Annotated in this window: 18 protein-coding genes; 4 read left to right on the forward strand and 14 right to left on the reverse strand. The window is 69.7% G+C overall.

Annotated features, from left to right (window positions below; genetic code table 11):
* The 10 genes from VFZ92_RS16650 to VFZ92_RS16695 form a co-directional block, all read right to left on the reverse strand.
* Nucleotides 1-767, reverse strand: a 767-nt coding sequence (locus VFZ92_RS16650; RefSeq protein ID WP_330876847.1) for an MrcB family domain-containing protein, incomplete at its 3' end; no start/stop codon positions are given.
* Nucleotides 768-786: 19 nt separating this feature from the next.
* Nucleotides 787-1,164 carry a tyrosine-type recombinase/integrase gene (locus tag VFZ92_RS16655; RefSeq protein WP_330876861.1) on the reverse strand — a complete coding sequence of 126 codons (378 nt, stop codon included), beginning with the start codon at nucleotides 1,162-1,164 and terminating at the stop codon, nucleotides 787-789.
* Nucleotides 1,056-1,652, reverse strand: a complete 597-nt coding sequence (locus VFZ92_RS16660) for a hypothetical protein (protein WP_330876864.1) — start codon at nucleotides 1,650-1,652, stop codon at nucleotides 1,056-1,058. The genes VFZ92_RS16655 and VFZ92_RS16660 overlap by 109 nt, the downstream gene beginning before the upstream one ends.
* Before the next feature lie 73 nt (nucleotides 1,653-1,725).
* Nucleotides 1,726-2,874, reverse strand: coding sequence for an IS3 family transposase (locus VFZ92_RS16665; RefSeq protein ID WP_330876848.1), 1,149 nt, complete (start codon nucleotides 2,872-2,874; stop codon nucleotides 1,726-1,728).
* A gap of 144 nt (nucleotides 2,875-3,018) precedes the next feature.
* Nucleotides 3,019-3,810 (reverse strand): c-type cytochrome biogenesis protein CcsB, encoded by a 792-nt coding sequence (gene ccsB / locus VFZ92_RS16670; protein ID WP_330876862.1) that lies wholly within the window; start codon nucleotides 3,808-3,810, stop codon nucleotides 3,019-3,021.
* Between the two features lie 47 nt (nucleotides 3,811-3,857).
* On the reverse strand, nucleotides 3,858-4,238 hold the full coding sequence (locus tag VFZ92_RS16675; protein WP_330876849.1) for a hypothetical protein: 381 nt from the start codon (nucleotides 4,236-4,238) through the stop codon (nucleotides 3,858-3,860).
* Entirely contained in the window at nucleotides 4,231-4,611 is a 381-nt protein-coding gene (locus tag VFZ92_RS16680; protein ID WP_330876850.1) for a hypothetical protein, read from the reverse strand. The genes VFZ92_RS16675 and VFZ92_RS16680 overlap by 8 nt, the downstream gene beginning before the upstream one ends.
* 599 nt (nucleotides 4,612-5,210) lie before the next feature.
* Entirely contained in the window at nucleotides 5,211-5,402 is a 192-nt protein-coding gene (locus tag VFZ92_RS16685) for a hypothetical protein (RefSeq protein ID WP_330876851.1), read from the reverse strand.
* 417 nt (nucleotides 5,403-5,819) lie between these two features.
* Nucleotides 5,820-6,476 (reverse strand): response regulator transcription factor, encoded by a 657-nt coding sequence (locus tag VFZ92_RS16690; protein WP_330876852.1) that lies wholly within the window; start codon nucleotides 6,474-6,476, stop codon nucleotides 5,820-5,822.
* Nucleotides 6,464-7,687, reverse strand: coding sequence for a sensor histidine kinase (locus tag VFZ92_RS16695; RefSeq protein WP_330876853.1), 1,224 nt, complete (start codon nucleotides 7,685-7,687; stop codon nucleotides 6,464-6,466). Before VFZ92_RS16695 ends, VFZ92_RS16690 begins: the two co-directional genes overlap by 13 nt.
* Nucleotides 7,688-7,979: 292 nt before the next feature.
* Here VFZ92_RS16695 and VFZ92_RS16700 point away from each other — a divergent pair, with 292 nt between their 5' ends.
* Nucleotides 7,980-9,113: a serine hydrolase domain-containing protein gene (locus VFZ92_RS16700; RefSeq protein WP_330876854.1), complete on the forward strand. Its 1,134-nt coding sequence runs from the start codon at nucleotides 7,980-7,982 to the stop codon at nucleotides 9,111-9,113.
* Between the two features lie 73 nt (nucleotides 9,114-9,186).
* Nucleotides 9,187-10,485 carry a serine hydrolase domain-containing protein gene (locus VFZ92_RS16705; protein WP_330876855.1) on the forward strand — a complete coding sequence of 433 codons (1,299 nt, stop codon included), beginning with the start codon at nucleotides 9,187-9,189 and terminating at the stop codon, nucleotides 10,483-10,485.
* Between the two features lie 144 nt (nucleotides 10,486-10,629).
* Here VFZ92_RS16705 and VFZ92_RS16710 read toward each other — a convergent pair whose 3' ends face one another.
* The 3 genes from VFZ92_RS16710 to VFZ92_RS16720 all read right to left on the reverse strand — a co-directional run bounded on the left by VFZ92_RS16710 (nucleotide 10,630) and on the right by VFZ92_RS16720 (nucleotide 13,963).
* Nucleotides 10,630-11,031 (reverse strand): hypothetical protein, encoded by a 402-nt coding sequence (locus VFZ92_RS16710; RefSeq protein WP_330876856.1) that lies wholly within the window; start codon nucleotides 11,029-11,031, stop codon nucleotides 10,630-10,632.
* Nucleotides 11,032-11,428: 397 nt separating this feature from the next.
* The gene (locus tag VFZ92_RS16715; protein WP_330876857.1) at nucleotides 11,429-13,309 is read right to left on the reverse strand and encodes a hypothetical protein; all 1,881 of its coding nucleotides are present in this window, start codon (nucleotides 13,307-13,309) and stop codon (nucleotides 11,429-11,431) included.
* An 87-nt stretch (nucleotides 13,310-13,396) separates the two neighbouring features.
* On the reverse strand, nucleotides 13,397-13,963 hold the full coding sequence (locus tag VFZ92_RS16720; protein ID WP_330876858.1) for a TetR/AcrR family transcriptional regulator: 567 nt from the start codon (nucleotides 13,961-13,963) through the stop codon (nucleotides 13,397-13,399).
* A gap of 90 nt (nucleotides 13,964-14,053) precedes the next feature.
* Between VFZ92_RS16720 and VFZ92_RS16725 the strand changes: the two genes are divergently transcribed.
* Together VFZ92_RS16725 and VFZ92_RS16730 are read left to right on the forward strand one after the other, a co-directional pair.
* Entirely contained in the window at nucleotides 14,054-15,019 is a 966-nt protein-coding gene (locus VFZ92_RS16725) for a ketopantoate reductase family protein (protein WP_330876859.1), read from the forward strand.
* Between the two features lie 57 nt (nucleotides 15,020-15,076).
* On the forward strand, nucleotides 15,077-17,956 hold the full coding sequence (locus VFZ92_RS16730; protein ID WP_330876860.1) for a tetratricopeptide repeat protein: 2,880 nt from the start codon (nucleotides 15,077-15,079) through the stop codon (nucleotides 17,954-17,956).
* Here the strand turns inward: VFZ92_RS16730 and VFZ92_RS16735 are convergent, their stop codons facing one another.
* Nucleotides 17,957-20,179: a heavy metal translocating P-type ATPase gene (locus VFZ92_RS16735; RefSeq protein WP_330876863.1), complete on the reverse strand. Its 2,223-nt coding sequence runs from the start codon at nucleotides 20,177-20,179 to the stop codon at nucleotides 17,957-17,959.
* Nucleotides 20,180-20,218: the final 39 nt, after the last annotated feature.

The following is a 20,218-nucleotide window of genomic DNA, read 5'->3' on the forward strand; positions in this document are numbered from 1 at the left end:
CTGGCCACGTCCATTGCGCGCCGCTCGATCGCCGACCTCTCCTCGGCACTCAACCGTCTTCCCTGTCCTCGGCTGCCGCGTCGAAGTGCGGCACGTTCACTTGCATCGATCACCTCGGCGATCTCTGGGGCGGGTTCTCCAGGTATGTCGAGCGCTTGGTCCAGTGCGCCGTACAAGTCCGACAAGGCCGACAGCAGGAACCGCAGGTCTTCCGAGAGCACGTCATCTGATGGGAGTGCGTCTACCGGATACGCGAATGCGGCAACCGTCCCAGCCTCGTACCCCGGTGCGAGCTTCTTACCGCGAGCGTTCAACTTGATGGTGCGGGTCAGATCCGGGCGAACTTTCAAGCGATCGTCCAACACCTTGCGCGCCCACTCCACTCGTTGGCGAAGTTCAGGCAGCGGGCGCGTCTTGTACTGGTTGTTTTGCCAGCGGCTTGTGCCCTGCATCAGACAGAGGTAGACGTTGTCACCAGGGGCGTCGAACAGGTAGACCACGTACCAACCGATCGTCGCCGAAGGTGATCGACCAAGCGAGTGAATACGCGCCCAAGGGATCTCGCTGTAAAGCCCAGTCGCGTCACGTGCTTCAACCCGTAGATCGCCAATGTCCACATCAGGATCACTGGACAACGCGTCCAGTTGCCCCCTCAATTGTCCCGCGAGATCCTTCCGGATGAGCTGTCCGCGGCGAACCATGGCATCGGAGTCCTTGGGCGCGTAACTCCGCTGATGCAGAAGAACTTCCCGCAGTGAATCGCGCATCACCCGAGCCTATAGATGATCACGACGCGCGGGGACTGAACGCACCATCGATGAGTGTGGGCTGCGCAGTCGTCGACCCCTCCGTAGACCGTTGCAGGTGCTGTGAGAGCAGCGCTCCCGCGTCGGTGACCGATTTGCGGTTGGGGTGCAGGTACCGCTGCGTAGTGGTGAGCGAGCCGTGGCCGGCGACCTTCTGGAGATGGTGCACCGGAACACCGGCATCGGCCATCCAGGTCAGGCCGGTGTGCCGCAGGTCGTGACGCCGCAGGTGCTCGTAGCCGAACTGGTTCACCACCTCGTCCCAGTGGGTCGCGTCGCGAAAAACGGCGGTGGAGATTCGGCCACCTCGCGGCCCGGTGAACAGCCGGGCGTCGCCAGTTCCGTCCGTCCCGGCGATCCGGCGTGCCACCAACTCGCGGATCTCCTCAATGATCGGCACCTTTCGCGCCCGTTTCCCTTGGTGCCCTTATCGATCAGGCCTCCCGGACCGTTCATGGTCTGGCGCCGGACGTTCCATGTCCACTCGGTGGTGTCGATGTCCTTCACCCAGCATCCGGACACCTCGCCGATCCGGGCCGCGGTACAGGCGGCGAACAACACCACGTCGCCCCAGCCCGCGTACTCGCCGGAAGACTTGGCGGCCAGCGCATCGGAGAGGCGGGTCAACGTGGTCCAGTCCGGCAGCGCGAAGGAGCGCGGGTCGTCCAACTCATCCTCGGCGCGGGCGTACTCCCGCTGCCAGCCGGTGATCCGTGCCGGGTTGCGGTCAAGCAGCCCGTCTCGCAATGCCTTCTCCATGACGCGCACGAGGACCGCGATGCTGTTCTTCACCACCGAGCGTCCGTACTCGTCGGCGATCCATCCATGTACGGCGCGGTCGACCACGCCATAGGTGTGAGGTGCCCCGGCTTTGATGGAGACTGATGCCCTGGATTTCGTGGAGTCGACTCGGTGGACTTCATGCCACGTTTGGGGCTACGTGGAGCATTTCATACTCGATCGGGGTGAGCACGTCCAGGGAGCTGTGGCGACGCTGCCGATTGTGGAAGATCTCCAGGTACTCGAAGATCACGTTGGCCAACTCGAGGCGGGTGCGCCAGCGTTTGCGGTCCAGTAGTTCGGTCTGCATCCGGCCCCAGAACGATTCCATCATCGCGTTGTCGTAGCAGTCGCCGATCGAACCCATCGACGGCAGCAGCCCGGACTCCTTGGCACGTAAGGTAAACGCCCATGATGTGTACTGGACACCGTGGTCGGAGTGGATCACGGTGTCCGTTGCGGCCTCGCGGTTGTGCAGGGCCATACCGAGCGCGTTGGTCACCAACGCGGCGTCCTGGCGGCTGTCGATCGACCAGCCAACCACCTTGCGGGAGAAGGCATCCAGCACTACGGCGCAGTAGACCTTGCCCTCACGGGTGCGGTGTTCGGTGATGTCGGTGATCCAAAGCTGGTTCGGTGCGGTGCGGACGAAATCGCGGTCGACCAGGTCGGTCGCGGTGGCCGTGTCCGGCCTGGGCCGCCGATGTTTGCGGCCCGGAAGTCCGGTGATACCCGCACGTTTCATCAGCATCTCGACCGCGCCGTGGCTCACCGTGATGCCACGGCCCAGCATCAACTCGGCGCGCACCCGCCGGGAGCCGTACACCCCGTTGGAGGCGGCGTGGACCTGCCTGATGAGGTCGGTCAGCCAGGCGTGCCGCACCGAGCGAGCCGACGGAGCTCGACTACGCCAGGCGTGCAGCCCTGACTCAGACACTCCCAGGATTCGGCAGGCAGTCTGGATCGACAGTCCGTCCTGGGCCATCGCCGCGATCGCGGCGAAGCGGGCTTTTGGGCGCACCGCCTCCTTGAGTAGTTCGGTGGCACGCTGGTGGATCGCCAGTTCGGTCTCCAGTTCGGCGATCCGACGTCGGGCCGAGGCAAGTTCGGCCTTCTCTACCGAGGTCAGGCCTGGTTCTTGTCCGGCATCGACGAGCGCCTGGCGGCGCCAGGTGTAGATGGTCTGGTCGCTGATCTGCAGGTCGTGCGCGACCTGGGCGACGGTGCGGCCGGCTTTGAGAAGATCGAGGACCTTGCTGCGGAACTCTGACGGGCAACTTCTGGGCATGCTGACTTCTCCTGGGGATCATCAGCATGAAGTCCAGTAATCCGACTCCGCAAAACCCAGGGCACATCAAGGTCTCCACCGAACTCGGGGCAGCTCAGGTGCGTGCCGACCACTGGCAGCGCGTCAATGCCGTGGAAATCGTCTTCAGTCCGCGCTGGCGTAGGAGTGCAGGCCGGATACCACGAGGTTGACGAAGAAGAGGTTGAACAGCACGGCGAGCATTCCAACGACGTTGACCCAGGCCGCTGGCTTGCCGCGCCACCCGGCCGTCGCGCGGGCGTGCAGGTAGGCCGCGTAACAGACCCAGGAAACGAACGCGACCGTCTCCTTCGGATCCCAGCCCCAGTAACGGCCCCATGCCGCCTCGGCCCAGACCGCGCCGGTGATGATCGCGAAGGTGAGCGTCACGAAGCCGATCGTGCCGGTGCGGTAGGCGACTTGGTCGAGGTGGTCGATCAGCGGAAGTCGTCTCACCGGGCGGTACGAGGCCCACAGGTGCAGGCCGCTGATGACGCCGGACAGCAAGAAGACGCCGCTCGCCATCAGGGCCGCCGCTACGTGGATCGCGATCCAGTACGACCGCAGGGCGGGCTGCACCGGAGCGACCTCGACGTAGAGTTGATTACCCGCGAGGAACAACAACAGGGCCAGCGGCAGGAGCACGAACAGCGATAGCCGCCTCAGCTCGTGACGCCACACCACGTAGAGCCAAGCGACCACCACGACCAGTCCGAACGAGGACAGGTACTCGTACATGTTGGCCCACGGAACACGATGCGCGGCAACGCCTCGCAGCACCAGTGACACGAGGTGCAGCACCGCACCCAGCACGGTCAGCGCGACGCCGAGCCGCCCGCATCGGACAGCGGCGGGTGGCGGTGAATCCGAGTACCGCGTGAGAGACCACTCTGCGGCGCAGAACAGGGCAGCGGCCATGTAGATCCCGAACGCGCTGGTGAAGAACCAGTCGCTGAGCACGCCGGTCACGCGGTCCTCCTCAACCACCACAGGCCGAGAACCGGCAGCGCCAACGGGACGAAGCCGTAGCCGATTCCGAAGAACGACCACACCGTCGCGTCGGGGAAAGCGTCGGGTGCCACGTGGCTGGCCGCGCCGACCGCGAGCACGCCGACGAGTTCGACGGTGCACGCGGCAAGTGCGATCCGCCGTGAGTCGACCGCAAGGGTGACGGTGGCCAGCACGTAGACCCCGGCGGCGAGCGCGGACAGCACGTACGCGATGGGGGCTTGGTCGAAGCGGGTAGCGAGCTGCACTGCCGACCGCGAGGTGGCGGCGACGGCGAAGATCCCGTAAACGGCGACCAGCGTGCGGCCCGGTCCCTGGCGGGTCGATGTGTCACGCATGTCCGGCCCAGAGCTGGCCGAGGCGTAGAACCATGACGGGCACGCTGAAGCAGGCGGCCGCCAGCACACCCGCGCTCCATCGGGTGCGTTCCGCCGCCGACCACACGACCGCGACCGGGAGGATCAGCGGCGGCCCGGCGAGGTAGCCGAGGAAGGACAACCGGTCGGTCTCCCCGTCCAGGCCGGGCATCTGCACGACGCCGACGACAGCTTGGACCAGCAGTCCGATCTCGAGCGCGGCGAGGAGGCCGACGAGTCCTCGCTTGGCTCCCACCAGCGGCAGCAGCGGCTTGTTCGCCGCGATCAGCACCAACGACCAGGTGACGCAGAGCAGGGACAGGACGGCCAACACCGCCTGCAGCACGGGGAACATGAGGCTCGTTTCGAGAGGCTCCGAGAAGCAGAACGGAGGGCAAGCTGTCGATCGCGAACCGTGTGGAGTCCTTTTACTCCCAGGCAGAACCGTAATGCCGTCGGTCGGCCGGAGCGACCCAGGCTGCGGGTGTTCCTCGGTAGTGCAGGCTGTACCTTCGCTCCGCGGCGGCGATGCCGGCCCGGTTCGACGAGCACGGCCGCCGTCAACGCAGCGGCGGACACCGTGCGTTGGTGCGCCGCACGAACTCGGACGTCATTTCCGCAGGCTGTTCGTCGTCAGCGGCGGTAGGTGGGAGCCGGGCGCCGCCGGACCTGGGGCTCCGGTCCGGATGCGAGCCCCGGCAACCGGGGGACCGTCCCGCTCTGCGCGGCAACCGTCTGGTCCGGACGGCCGCCGTCGCACGCCACCGGAAACTACCCGAGGCCGGGCCGCGCTCGCTGTCATCATCGATGGTCAGGGCACCTCGGCGGGGCAGCCCGTGGATCTTCCCACCGGTCAGGACCAGCGCTACAGGAGTGTGCGTCTCCAACCTCTCCAGAGCGCGCAGCCAGATCCCCGTCGTGGTGACGACCCGTGATGAACGGGCATCAACCGCTTCAGGTCCGCGGATCCTGACGGTTCTTGCGGTGGTTGGAGAACAGCGTGATGCCGCTGGCGACGGCGATCAGCCCGAAAGCGGCGCTGATGTAGAGGCTCAGACCGAAGGCTTGAGCGGCGACGTTGGCCGCGACGCTGACTACCAGGACCGTCGCGAGCAGGGCTTGGCCGCGGGTGGGCGAGAAGTTCATGACCGAGAAGTTAGTGGTGTTCGCCTGCGTCGCCGATACCGCAGGCTCCCAGGTGTCAGGTAGAGCAGGCTGCACCTCGATTCCGCGCGCTGGTGCGACGAGTTCGAAGCGCAGCAGGACCTTGCTCGGTTCTGCGGAACTCGTGTGCCGTTGTCAGCCCCGCGGTGACCAGGGTCTACCTGTTCGCCCATCACCGGCTCGGGCAGCGGACTCCGTCGCTCTGGTGCGTTGTGCGCAGAGGGGGACCGGCTCTGGGCCGACCTGCTCCACGTCCGCCGGCGACCGCTTTGCCGACCCCACCGTTGTCGGTCAGCACCGGCTGGATGACGGTGGGGATCGTGCGGACGCAACCACGTACCCGTGCCCGCCGCGGCGTGGCTCCGCTCCGCGCTCGCCGCGGTGGCCGACGAACCGGCGCTACCTCGGTCCGCTGCCCTCCAGGTAGCGCAGGACCGCGGTGACGCGCCGGTCGGCCCGGTCGTCGGGTGCGAGGTCGAGTTTCGCGAAGATGCTGCGGATGTGCTTGTGCACTCCGCCTTCGGTGATGACGAGCTTCTCGGCGATGGCGGTGTTGCCGAGTCCTTGGGCCATGAGTGCGAGCACGTCGCGTTCCCTGGGGCTCAGCCGGCCCAACGCGCTGGTGTGCGGGTTGCGGGCCAGCAGTTGGCCCACCACCTCGGGGTCCACGGCGGTGCCGCCGCCTGCCACCCGGTGCAGCGCGCTCATGAACTCGTCGACCCGCCCCACCCGTTCCTTCAGCAGGTAGCCGAGCCTGCTGGCGCCGCCGGTCAGCAGTTCGGTGGCGAACGTCTGCTCCACGTACGCCGAGAGCACGAGCACCGCGAGGCCGGGCTGGCGCCGCCGCGCCTCGACGACCGCCACGATCCCCTCATCGGTGTGCGTGGGTGGCATCCGCACGTCGACGATGGCGACGTCCGGCTCGTGCTCGGACACCGCCGCCAGGAACGATCCCGGTGTGTCGGTGGTGCACACCACGTCGAGCGACTCGGCGCGCAGCAACAGCGCCAAACCCTCCCGCAGCAACGGCTCGTCCTCCGCGATCACGATCCGCACGGCAACTCCACTTGCATCGTCGTGGGCCCGCCAGGCGGGCTGTCCAGGGTGAAGCGCCCGTCGAACGCCTCGATCCGCCTGCGGATGCCGGAAAGGCCCGACCCGCCGCTCTCATCCGCGCCACCCCGACCGTCGTCGTCGATCCGGAGCAGCAGCCGATCACCCTCTCTGGCCACCGCCACCACGGCACTCGCGGCGCCGCTGTGCTTGGTCACGTTGGACAGGGCCTCGGCCACCACGAAGTATGCGGTGGCCTCGACCGAGGCGGCGCACCGGCCCGGTACGTCCACCACCATCTCGCACGGCACCCCGCAGCTACCCGCGAGGCCTGCCAGGGCACCGGCCAGTCCGCGGTCGGCCAGTACCGGGGGCAGGATGCTGCGCGCCACCGCACGCAGCTCGGAGAGCGCCTGTTCGGAGGCGTCCTGGGCGAGGTCCAGCGCGGCACGGGCCGCGGCGGGGTCCCGGTCCACGGCCCGCCGCACGGCGCCGAGCAGCACGTTCACCGCGACCAGCCGGTTCTGCGTGCCGTCGTGCAGCGACCGCTCGATGCGGCGCAGCTCGGCGGCGTGCGCGTCGAGGGCGGCGGCACGGGTGGCGGTCAACTCGACGACCCGCAACGAGAGGTCGGTGCCGGCGGGAGGTGCCAGCAGGTGCAGGCCCGGCCACTCCTGCACCCGGACGAGTGCCGGCCCGAGCGCGACGATGAAGGCGCCGCAGAGCACGCCGGTCAGCGCGACGACCAACGCGCCGGTCAGGTCTGTGACATCGCAGAAGATGTCCCAGAAGATGAAGCTGGGGGTGTTGTCCACGGGCGGCAGCAAGCGGTACCAGAACGGGTACGTCGTGTTCTGCACCATCGTGAGCGGCATCGCGATTCCGGTGAACCCGACAGCAAAGCCGGCTGTGGCGTGCAGCAGCAGCCAGGCCAGCTCACGCCGCACGACCACGTCGCGCACCGCGGCGCGCGCCTCGCGCGGCACGGGGCCGGGGTCGAGAACATCGAGCCGGGCCCGTTCCCGGTTCGCGACCGCCCGCAGCACGCGCAGGGCGGAGGGCACCAGGAGAATGCCGACACCGACGCAGCTGAGCAGCACGACCACGCCGATCCAGACGAGGACGACCGTTGCGAGCAATGCCGTGCCCAGGCCACCCACCAGGCGCGCAGCGGCATCGAGCGACGCCCACAGGCGCTGCCACACCCGCGTCATCCCACCTCCCGAGCCGGGACCATATCCGATCAGCGCACTGCCACATCAAACCGAGTCGACCTGGGCCGTCCTCTCCCACCCACCAGGACAAGAGCGGCCCTGGCGCGGGGGTGCCACCACTACCTCGGTCGTCCAGCAAGCTGGATTGTCCACCGGGGAGGGGATGAGCAGCCTGGGGACACTCGGTCATCGCAAGACCGACGTTCGTGGAACCCAGGAGTTGTCTGCCTTGTTCACATCCTCTTCTCAGCGATGTCGACCTCGTTCCCCGCGGTGTCGCCGTCTGGCCACCATGACGGTGGCGGCGGTCGCGGCGGGCGGCCTCGCGTTCGCCAGCTCGATCGCAGCCTCCCAGGCCGAGCCCCGCCGCGATGCGGTGCAGCAGAGCATCGACAAGCTCGTCGGTGTCGACCGGCACCCAGGAGCGCTGGCTGCCGTCCGGGACCACCGCGGCCGGACCCGCCACTACACGGCCGGGCTCGGTGATCTGCGGACCGGCGAGCAGGTGCCGGTGAACGGCAGGGTGCGGATCGGCAGCGCGAGCAAGATGTTCGCCTCCGTGGTCGTGCTCCAGCTCGCCGGAGAGGGCGAGGTGGAACTCGACGCGCCGATCGAGAAGTACCTGCCGGGCTTGGTGCGGGCCAAGGGCGTGGACGCCTCCAACATCTCGGTTCGCCAGCTGCTGCAGCACAACAGCGGCCTACCCGACTACACCAGCTCGATGTTCGAGCCCTTGGGCGACTTCTTCCCGTACCGGCACGTCTACCTCGAACCGCGCGAACTGCTCGACCTGGCGAACGCCAGGGAGGACGGCGGGCCCGCCGGCGGAGGCTGGTCCTACAGCAACACGAACTACGTCCTGGCCGGGCTGATCGCCCAACGGGTCACCGGTCGCCCGTTCAACGAACTGGTGACCACCAGGGTCATCGAGCGGATCGGTCTGCGCGACACGTACGCGCCCGAGGTCGGCGAGCAGGACATCCGCGGCCGCCACCCCAGGGGCTACCAGCGCAACCCGACGACCAAGGAGCTGTTCGACTTCACCAGCATGGACCCGAGCTGGGGCTGGGCAGCCGGCCAGCTGGTCTCCACACCCGACGACCTCAACACGTTCCTGCGCGCGCTGCTGGGCGGCGAGTTGCTCGAACCGGCCCAGCTGGCCCAGATGCGCACCACCATCCCGGTGGACCCGGATACGAGGTCGGGCCCTGGCTACGGACTCGGCATCTTCAGCCTGCCGTTGAGCTGCGGCGGGGTCGCGTGGGGCCATGGCGGCAACATCCCGGGCTACGCGACCCACGACGCGGCCACCGATGACGGTCGCGCGGTGACCCTCACGGTCACCTCGCTCAACGGATCGGTAACCGACGAGTCCGTCGCCGCGGACCGGGACGCGCTCATCGACGCCGCGCTGTGCGCGGACTGACGCCCGGCTGAAGGGGCGCCCTCCGGGGTGTCGGGGGTAGTGCTGGCTGTACCGGAGGTGTGCAGCGCACGAGATGGTGAGGAGCCGGGGCGGCGGCAACACTTGTGCAGGTCAGCCCCAATCGTCCAAAGAGGAGTGTCTGTTGTCGAATGATCTCAGTCGCCCGGCCGGAACCCGCCCGAGTCCCGCGCGCCGGCGTCGTGGTGTGGTCGCCGCGGCGATGGCGGCGGTGACGATCGCCGGACTCGCGGTGTCGGGCGTGGCGTCGGCGACCGCGCCGGACGGCAAATCGAGGCCGGTTCACGACAAGGAGTTGCAGGCAGGTCTGGAGGAGCTGGTCAGCGACGGGTCGCTGCCGGGGATGCTGATGTCGGTGCGGAGCCGGGACGGGCGGGTGACGGACTACACCGCTGGAGTGGGTGACATCCGGACGAAGTCGAAGGTGCCGAAGGACGGCTACGTCCGGATCGCCAGCATCACGAAGATGTTCACCGCGGTGGCGATCCTGCAGTTGGTCGACGAGGGCGAGCTCGCGCTGGACGACACGGTGGAGAAGGTCCTGCCGGGCGTGGTGCGGGGTACCGGGGACGGTGCGGCGATCGATGGCCGGACGATCACGATCCGACAACTGCTGAACCACACCAGCGGGATGCCCACCGGGGTCCCCCTGATGTCCCAGGGGATCCTGCCGATCAAGGACCGGTACTTCGACGCACGGGAGTTGTTGGACTCGTCCTTGACGCAAGCACCGACGTTCGCTCCGGGGCAGGACAGGGTGTGGGACTACAGCAACGCCGGGTACGTGTTGCTGGGCCTGGTGGCGCAAAAGGTGGCAGGACGCCCGTTCGCCGAGGTGGTCACGGACCGGATCATCAACCGGATCGGGCTGACGGAGACCTACTACCCCGGCCAGGGCGACCGCGAGATCCGTGCCCCGCACCCGCGGGGCTACATGATGCCCAAGGACGCCAACGGCAAGCCGATCGACGGAGAGTTGATCGACATCACCCGGTTCGACCCGTCGATCGCCGGCGCCGCGGGACAGATGATCGCCACCCCGAGTGACGTGAACAAGTTCCTGGTCGCCCTGCAGGACGGTCGGCTGCTCAAGCCCAACCGGCTGGCGGAGATGCGTCAGACGGTGGCCACGTCCGGATGGCCCGATGGCTGGCGCTACGGTCTTGGCACCATCGAGATGAAGCTCAGCTGCGGGATCACCGCGTACGGCCACGGCGGCGACGCCGACGGGTTCCAGACCCGCACCGCGATCACCCCCGACGGCCGAGCGGTCACCGTCGCGGGGACGAACGACGAGGTCCGGCAGTACGAAGTCCTCGCCTTCTTCGACAAGGCCCTGTGCGCCGCGAAGTAGGGGCGGTCGTGCTCGACCCGCTGACCGTCCGGTGTGGTGGACGCACCACCACACCGGACGGTCGGACTTCGCCGAGCACCGGAAAGGCACCTGCCCACCACTCACCGCTGGTGATGGAGGTGGTCCGCTCGCCGCTCGACGAGATCAGCAGGTGACGTCGACGGTCGCGGTCGCCTGGAACGACACGTGCACGTGGTCCATGTGGTTGGCCGTGGGACTGCCCCGGTCCTCCATCGGCGACCAGCCGCTGCCGTCGTTGTAGCGCTGGCGCCAGATCACGTAGGTGACGCCGAACGCCTGGCGGTTGGCCAGCACGTGCTCGGCCAGGGCGTTGCCGGTGGCGGTGTCGACCATGAAGTCCAGCGCCAGGCCGAGGGGGTGTTCTCCGGAGCCGCCGCGGCCGGTGGCGCCGCCGATGTCGTCGACGCCGAACTTGCCCGCGAGGTGGTGACCTACCTGCGCCGCATGCGGTTTGACGCCGTCCAGGGTGGTCGGACAGGACGGCGCGGGGGGCGGCGTGGTGGTCTCGGGTGCTGTCGTGGTCACCGGCGGCGGGGTCGTGGTCACCGGAGGCGCCGTGGTGGTCACCGGAGGTTGAGAGGATGGCGGCGCGGAGGTCGTCGTGGTGACGGGTCGCAGGTCTTGGCTGCTGGGGGTCGACGGGGCGGCCAGGTGGGCGACCGCTCCGGCTGGATCGACCGGCTGGTCGGGAACGCGGACGGCCCAGAAGGTCACCACCAGGCCCACGGAGAGGGTGGCGGCGACTGCGATGGGCAGCTTCCGGTTCCGGCTGGCTGTCTGCGTCGTTCTATGTCGGCCCGACATTCGGGAACACCTTGCGTTGGGGACGGGGCATGCTCACACAGCGCGCCATATTACGAAATGAACACGGGAACATCACGGGCTAGTGTTGATGCTCACATTTCTGCTGGTGAGAACGTCGCTACGGAAAGTGATAGTCCTGTGGGGTGTGGGCGGTCACGTCGCCCTGTCCGTCGAGGTCACCAGTCCTGGTACCGCCACAGTCGGCCGGGAGCGGACCTTCACACCAGGATTCGGCGCCGAGGTTGCCGTCGACCAGCTGTTTGGTCCAGTTGGTCGTGGTGCGGTGGTCGTGCTGGTCGCCTGTGTCCAGGGCGCGTATCCGTTGATGGCGGTCGACACCTGGACGTTCGGCTGCCCCGGTGACCTGACCAACGACCGCTGCGCGGCGGTGTCGCAGGCTGTCTGGGGTGCGCTCGACGTCGCTGGGCTCGGCGAGGCCAGCGGGCCGGCCGGTCAGTGCCGGTGGTGGCTCCGACCGGCCGGTTCGGGTCCAGGGCTGGCTGGTTGGGGTGATCGTCGTTTCCACCGTGCGTTCGTTGTCGGTCGGGTTGTTGTCCGTGCTGCTGGTGAGGCGCACTCGTGCCTTGAGCGTCGCCCTGCCCAGGGCGGCGTCGGCGTCGGTGTACGTGTAGGTGAAGGGCACGACCGCCGTGCTGTCCTTCGTGATGTGCTGCGGCACGGTGCCCACGATGTCGAAGTAGCCGTCCCACCTGCGGCGCAGGAGTTCCACCACGACGTCTTCGGTGTAGCGGGTGTTGGTGATCGACACCTGGACCTGGCCGGTGTCGCCCGCGGTCGCGGTGGCGGGTGCGGTCACGTTCGACACGGTCACGTCGTGCGTTTCCACCCGCAGCGTTTGGGTTGTGGAGCCGGAGCGGCCGTCCGCGGTGTGGCCGGTGATCGTGAGTTCGTACGCGCCGTCGTCGGCGTACCGGTGGAAGACCTCGGCCGCGCCCTCGACCGCGGGGATCTCGGCGGACGTGCCGTCGCCGAACTGGACCTCGCCGCCCGCGAGCCAGCGGCCCGCCGGGTCACCGGGGTTGATGATGAACCGGACGTCGTCGAAGACGCCGGGGTCGTTCGGGATGATCCACTCGGTGGTCGGTGCGATCCGCGGGGCGTCCTCCAGGCGCAGCGTGAGCGCTCCCGCGCTGTGGACGCCGTCCGCGACCCGCAGGTAGTACGTCTCGCCCGGTGCGGTGGCGAAGACCGCGGGGGTGTGGCTGGTGTGAACGCAGTCCACCTCGGTCAGCGCGTCGAGCGCGGTGCCGCGGAAGACCGTCACGCTCGGCGTGCTGAGCTCGTTGGTGACCTTGGCCGAGACGATCCGGGCGCGGTCGGGGGTGTAGCGGTACCACAGCGAGCGCGTGTTCCAGTGCTCGCAGTGCGGCACCGGTTCACCCGCCTGCGACGAGGTGGGACCGCTGTCGGCCGCGATGTCGGTGTCCAGCGGGACGTCGACGGCGCCTGCGAAGTCGTCGTTGGGCGCCGCGGGCACGAGTTCCACGCCGAACGTGGCAGGCCCTGGGTTCTGGATGTCCTGCACCAGGAAGTGGTAGGTGGTGCCCGCCGCCACGGCGAACGTGTTGGAGCCGCGGCCGTGCGAGGTCCGGCAGGCGCCCGGCGTCCACGTCAGCGCGCCGCGCTCACCCGTGTAGGCGGAGATGGCGGGCTTGTCGCCGGTCGGCCGGTCGGCCGTCATCCGGACGAATCCGTCGGCTGGTGCGGTGTAGCGGAGCCAGACGCTGCCCGCGCTCCACGTGCAGTCCGTCGGGTCGTCGTCCGCCACCGTGGACCCTCCAGTGTCCACAGTGGAACTGAACGGCAGTGCGGTGATCGTGGTGGCCTGGTCGAAGTCGTCGTTGGACGGTGCTGCCGCGTGGGCGGTACCCGTCAGCAGTGCGGCGGTCGTCAAGACCGCGGCACCGATGGTCAGTGCGCGCAAATGAGGTCCCCAGTTCCGGTTGGCCGCCTTCTTCGGCGGCTCACCGGTTACCACGCTTCGGGAGGGCTTCCCGGAGGCATCCCATCGTGAAGTTGCGTCATCCGTCGTAGTGGACTGGGACGAGCGGGTGTACCGCGGTGATCACCGCGGTCGCAGTCCGCTCAGCACGAGGGTGATCACGCCGTCGGCCTCGGTCCGCCAACCGGGGCGGTCGTGGGACGCGCTGATTCCGTGCAGTGCCACCATGACGGCGCCGGCGTCCACGTCGTCGCGGATGCCGCCGCTCTCCACGGCGGCGGCCACGATGTCGGTGACGGCCCGCTCCAGCGCTCGGCTGCCCTCGGCCAGGGTGTCCGAGCCGGTGGTCATGAGGGTGGCCACCGTTCGGGCCAGGCCGCGGTGGGTGTCCAGGTAGTCGACCACGTGGTGCAGGAAGGTCGCCAGCGCCTCCACCGCGGGCAGCGTGGTCAGCAGTTCGCGGGCGCGGGCGCAGAGTGCGGTGACCTCCTCGCGGTAGACCGCTTCGGCAAGCGCTTCCCTGGTGGGGAAGTGGCGGTACAGCGTGCCGGTGCCCACGCCCGCCAGTGCGGCGAAGTCGTCGAAGCGCAGGTCGAAGAAGTCGCCCGTGTCGAAGACCTCCCGTGCTTTGGCCATCAGGGCGTCGCGGTTGCGCTGGGCGTCGGCGCGCAGCGGTCTGGCAGCGGTCATGGACCACCTCCCGTTGACAAATGGAGATTGTCTCCATATTTTCTTAAGTGGAGATTGCCTCCGATTGAGCGTATCCCATCGAGGTGCAGCGTGAAGATCCTGATGATCGGGCGAGGCGTGATCGCCACCGTGTACGGCTGGGCGCTGGAACGGGCCGGGCACGACGTCGAGTTCTACGTCCGGCCTGGTCGTGCGGTGGCTTACGGGGACGCGGTGAGCCTCGACCTGTTCGACGCGCGGCGTCGGGTGTGGGGGCAGCGCGTCGTCGAGGAGTGGCCGGTGCGCTACCGCGAGGAACTGGGGCCGGACCACGACTTCGACCTGGTCGTGCTGAGCGTGTCGCACCACCAGCTCGCGGAGGCCGCGGCCTGGCTGACGCCCCTGCTCGGCGACGCCGCGGTGCTGGTCTTCGGCAACGTCTGGACCGAGCCGCTCGCGGCGATCGGTGACCTCCCCGCCGATCAGGTCGCCTGGGGCTTTCCCCTGGCGGGGGGCGGCTTCGGTGCGGACGGTGTGCTCCGCGGGATGATGTTGCCGTCGGTCGTCTTCGGCACGTTCGGCAGGCCTCCGACCGACCGCGAACTGGCCGTGCGGCAGGCGTTCCGCGAGGCCGGGCTCCGGATCAGGGAGCAGCCCGACTTCCGCGGCTGGCTGTGGGCCCACTTCGTGTCGGACGCGGGTCTGCACTCGCAGGGGCTCCGGCTGGGGTCGCTGTCCGAGCTGGCGGGGGCGAAGGCCGACCTGCGCGAGGCGCTGCTGGCCGGTCGCGAACTGCTGCCGCTCCTGGAGGCGCGCGGTGTCGACCTGCGACGTCACCGGAGCGGGTTGCTGCTGTTCCGCGCGCCCACCCGGCTCACGGCCTCCGTGCTCACCTGGCTGCTCGCCCACGTCGCGCCCCTGCGCGTGAGCTTCGCGACGCACTCCGACCCCGATGCCGTGGAGCCGAGGGAGATCTGTCGCGACACCCTGGCGGAGGCACGGCGGTTGGGGGTCGCGGTACCGCGGCTGGAGGCGGCGGAACCGCACTTCGCCCGTGAGGGGCGAGCGGGCCACTAGCGGCGCTCGGGTCGTTACCCTTCGCCTGACCCGCGAGCGGAAGGTGGCGACGTCGTCGTGTCGGAGTTCAGGCGCAGCTCACCCGAGTACGACGTGGTCAACACCGCGCCCGGTGAGGTGTCGGGCTTCCTGCTCCAGGCGGGGCGGATCGACGGCGGGGTGCACCACCACCACCACCACCACGCGGCCGCTCGACCGGTGGTGAGCCTGCCGCACCGCTCCGGGAACGTGCCTCCTCGGGCGGCGTCGTTCCAGCGGCGCGGAACGGCGGAAGCGGTTGCTGCCGGGGAGGATCGCCTGGTCACCGTGTTGTCGGGCTTGGGGGGCGTCGGCAAGACCCAGCTCGCGGTGGACCACGTCGAGCGGGTGTGGGCCGCAGGGGAGGTTGATCTGCTGGCCTGGATCTCCGCCGGATCACGGGATGCGATCACCTCCGGCTACGCGCGGGTCGCCGCGGATCTGACCGGCGTCGAGGACGGGGATCCCGGTGGAGGCGCACGCCGGTTGCTCGAGTGGCTGGCGAACACCTCGGTGCGGTGGCTCGTCGTGCTCGACGGCGTCCAGTCGCCTGGTGACCTCGCTGGACTCTGGCCGCCGCTGGTGGCCGTCGGACGTGTGCTGGTGACGACCCGGCGTCGGGACACCGCGCTGCGCGGCCACGGCCGCGGGTTCGTCGACGTGGGGACCTTCGCCGAGTCGGAGGCCCTGGCCTACCTGGCCAGCGGTCTGGGCGAGCGCGAGCCCCTGCTCGACAGCGCCGCCGAACTGGTGAACGCCCTCGGGTGCCTGCCGTTGGCGCTGGCCCAAGCGGTCGCGTACATGGTCGACCGGGATCTGTCCTGTGCCGCCTACCTGGAGCGGTTGACCGACCGCCGCCGGTCCCTGGCCGCGGTCGTGCCCGAAGACGAGGCCCTGCCGGACGACCACCGAACGACCGTGGCCGCGACGTGGTCGATCTCGGTCGAGCACGCCGACCGGTTGCTGCCGGCGGGGATGGCGGGCCCGCTGCTGGACGTCGCCGCCTTCCTGAACGCTGACGGGATCCCCGTTGACCTGTTCAGCACCCCGGCCGTCATCCGCTACCTGACCGAGCGGGTCGGGCGGACGGTCGACGCCGAGACGGCCGGGGACGGGCTGACCTGCCTGCACCGCCTGAGCCTGATCACCGTGGACGGGGAACTGGTTCGGGTGCACGCGCTGGTGCAGAGGGCCACGTGGGACGGTGTGGCTCCGCACCGGCTGCCGGTCGTGGCGCGCGCCGCGGCCGACGCGCTGGTCCACCTGTGGCCCGAAGTCGAGCGGGACGCCCTGTCCGCGCAGGTGCTGCGGGCGAACGCCGACGCGTTGGCCGAGGCGGGTGGAGAGCACCTGTGGCACGGGGGTGGTCACGAGGTCCTGTTCCGCGCCGCGAGGAGCCTCGGTCAGAGCGGCCTCGTCGCCGATGCCCGCACGCGCTTCCGGCAGTTGCACGCCTTGGCCGTCCGGCACCTCGGGGCAGATCACCCGGAGACCCTGTCGGCCCGCACCGAAGCCGCTCGCTGGCAGGGGGAGACCGGGGACGGCGACGGCGCGGTGCGCGCGCTGCGGGAGCTGCTGGTCGACCAGGTGCGGGTCCTCGGGCCGGACCACCCCGACGTGCTGGAGACCCGCGGCGAAGTGGCCTTGTGGCAAGCGCGCGCCGGTGATCCGGTCGGCGCGGCGACGGCGTTCGAAGAGCTGCTCCCCGACCAGTCGAGGGTGCTCGGCGCCGACGACCGCGCCACGCTGGTCACCCGTGCCAACCTCATCACCTGGTCGAGCCGTGCGGACGACCCGCTCGGTCCTCTCGGCGCGTTCGAGGAACTGGTGGCTGACCAGGTGCGCGTCCTGGGCGCTGATCACCCCGTCACCCTCGTCACCCGAACCAACCTCGCGTCGCGCCGGGTGGAAGCGGGCGACGCGCTCGCGACGCTGTCCTCGTTCGAGGAGCTGTTGACCGATCTGGTGGCGGTCTTCGGACCCGAGCACCCCACGACCCTCGCCGCTCGTCAGGCTCTCGCCACGTCACGAGGACAGGCGGGTGACCCGGCGGGCGCCGTGGAGGCTTACGAGAACCTGCTGGCGGACCAGCTCGCGGTGCTCGGCCCGGACCACCCGAACACCCTGATCACCCGGCACAACGCGGCTCACTGGACTGCGGAGGCGGGTGATCCGACGAGCGCCGTGCGCGCGCTGCGGGAACTGCTGCCCGACCTGCTGAGGCTGCTGGGAGCGGAACACCCCCACACGCTGGCCTGCCGTCACGCGTTGGCCTCCGCGCGCGGGATCGCGGGCGATCCGGCCGGTGCCCTCGCGGAGTTCCGGGAGTTGCTCCGGGACCAGGAACGGATCTTCGGCACCGACCACCCGACCTCGCTCGACATCCGCGGGACCATCGCCCTGCGCCGAAAGGACACCGGAGACCTGGCCGGGGCCGTCGCGGATCTGGAGGACCTCCAACCGGACCAGCGGCGCGTGCTGGGGGAAGACCACCCGTCGACCCTCTTCGCACGCGAGGCCATCGCCGCCTGGCGTGCTGAGACGGGTGAGTTCGCCACGGCTGTCGCCATGACGGAAGCGCTCCTGCACGACCAGGTGGAGTTCTTCGGCGCCGACGACCCCTCCACGTTGAGCACACGACGAAGACTCGCCCTCTGGCGCCGACTGGCGGGGGACGAGGCCGGGGCGTTGACCGCGCTGGAGGAGCTGTTGCCCCACCAGGTGCGCGCACTCGGAGTCGACCACCCGGACACGGTGACCACTCGCCTCGCCGTCGCTCACGGGCGGGGACAGGGCGGTGACCGGGAGGGAGCGCTCGCCGTGCTGCTGGACCTGCTGCCCGACGTGGAGCGGGTCCTCGGCGCCGACCACCCCGACAGCGTCAGCACGCGGTACCTCATCGAGCTGTACCGCGGCTGATCAGGCTGCTGGCCGCGGGTCGCCCCCGGTCGTGCCGCGGAAACCGCGCAGCCTGAGGCTGTTGCTCACCACGAAGACCGAGGAGAACGCCATGGCCGCTCCGGCGATCATCGGGTTGAGCAGGCCCAGGGCGGCCAGGGGGAGGGCGGCGACGTTGTAGGCGAACGCCCAGAAGAGGTTGCCCTTGATGGTGGTCAGGGTGCGGCGGGCCAGCCTGATGGCGTCCACGGAGGACTGGAGGTCGCCGCGGACCAGGGTGATGTCGCCCGCCTCGATGGCCACGTCGGTGCCCGTTCCCATGGCCAGCCCCAGATCGGCCTGGGCCAGGGCGGCCGCGTCGTTGACGCCGTCGCCGACCACGGCCACGACCCGGCCCTCGGACTGGAGCCGCTTGACGACGTCCGCCTTGTCCTCCGGCAGGACCTCGGCGATGACCTCCTCGATGCCCACCTCGGCGGCCACGGCGTCGGCCGCGGCCTTGTTGTCGCCGGTGAGCAGGATCGGCCTGAGACCGAGGGCGCGCAGGTCGGTGACAGCCCGCGCCGACGTCGGCTTCACGGTGTCCGCCACGACGAGCACGGCCCGTGCCTCGCCGTCCCACGCGACCACGACGGCGGTGCGACCCTGGGCCTCCGCCCGCCGCTTCGCGCCCAGCAGGTCGTCGTCCAGGTGGATGCCCCGGTCCTCCAGCAGCGCCGCCCGGCCCACGAGCACCGCGTGTCCCTCGACCACGCCCCGCACGCCCAGGCCGTTCAGGCTGCGGAAGTCCTCCACCCGCGGCAGGTCGGTGGTCGCCGCTTGGCTGATCGCCTTGGCGATCGGGTGTTCCGAGGCGTGCTCCAGGGCTCCGGCCAGGCGCAGGGCCTCGTCCTCGTCGACGCCCCCGGCGGGGTGGACGGCGACCAGGCTCATCCGGCCGGTGGTGACGGTGCCGGTCTTGTCCAGCACGACGGTGTCGACGCGGCGGGTGGACTCCAGCACCTCCGGTCCCTTGATCAGGATGCCCAGCTGGGCGCCGCGGCCCGTGCCGACGAGCAGGGCGGTCGGCGTGGCCAGACCCAGGGCGCACGGGCACGCGATGATCAGGACCGCGACCGCGGCGGTGAACGCGGCCGTGGTGCCCGAGCCCGCGCCGAGCCAGAAGCCGAGCGTGCCGGCGGCGAGCAGGATCACGACGGGCACGAACACGGCGGAGATCCGGTCGGCCAGCCGCTGGACCTCGGCCTTGCCGTTCTGCGCGTCCTCGACGAGCCGCGCCATCCGCGCGAGCTGGGTGTCCCCGCCGACGCGGGTGGCCCGCACGACCAGCCGTCCGCCCGCGTTGACCGTGGCACCGGTGACCGCGTCGCCCACGGCCACCTCGACCGGGACGGACTCGCCGGTGAGCATCCCCGCGTCGATCGCCGAGCTGCCCTCCTCGACCACGCCGTCGGTGGCGACCTTCTCGCCTGGACGCACCACGAACAGGTCGTCCACGCGCAGGTCGCCGGCGGCGATCCGGACCTCGCGGCCGTCGCGCAGCACGGCGACGTCCTTCGCGCCCAGTTCGAGCAGGGCGCGCAGCGCGGCACCGGCCCGCCGCTTGGACCTCACCTCGAAGTACCGCCCGGCGAGGATGAACGTCGTGACGCCCGCGGCGACCTCCAGGTAGAGGTTGCCGTCGCCCGCCATCGGCCGGACCGTCAGCTCGAAGCCGTGCGTCATGCCCGGCACACCCGCCGTGCCGAAGAACAGGGCGTACAGCGACCACAGGAACGCCGCCGAGACACCGAGCGAGATCAGCGTGTCCATCGTCGCGGCGCCGTGGCGGAGGTTCTGCCAGGCGGCCTTGTGGAAGGGCCAGCCGCCCCACAGCACCACCGGCGTCGCCAGCAGCAGCGAGAGCCACTGCCAGTTGCGGAACTGCAGGGCCGGCACCATCGCCATGGCGACGACGGGTATCGAGAGCGCCAGGGAGACCAGCAGCCGCTGCCGGAGCGACGCCGTGGCTGAAAGGACCCCGTCCTCCTCACCCCTCGCACGCTCGGGGCGAGCCTCCGGACGGGGCCGGGGGAGCGTCGCTGTGTAGCCGGTCTTCTCGACCGTGGCGATGAGGTCGTCGGTCGTGACGCCGGCGGCGTAGGTGACCTTCGCCTTCTCGGTGGCGTAGTTGACGGTCGCGGTGACGCCCTCGAGCTTGTTGAGCTTGCGCTCGATGCGGTGGGCGCAGGAGGCGCAGGTCATGCCGGTGATCGCGAGCTCGGTGGTGCCCAGGTCGTTGCT

Origin of the sequence: Umezawaea sp., assembly GCF_036375055.1 — a bacterium.
Taxonomy (GTDB): Bacteria; Actinomycetota; Actinomycetes; order Mycobacteriales; family Pseudonocardiaceae; genus Umezawaea.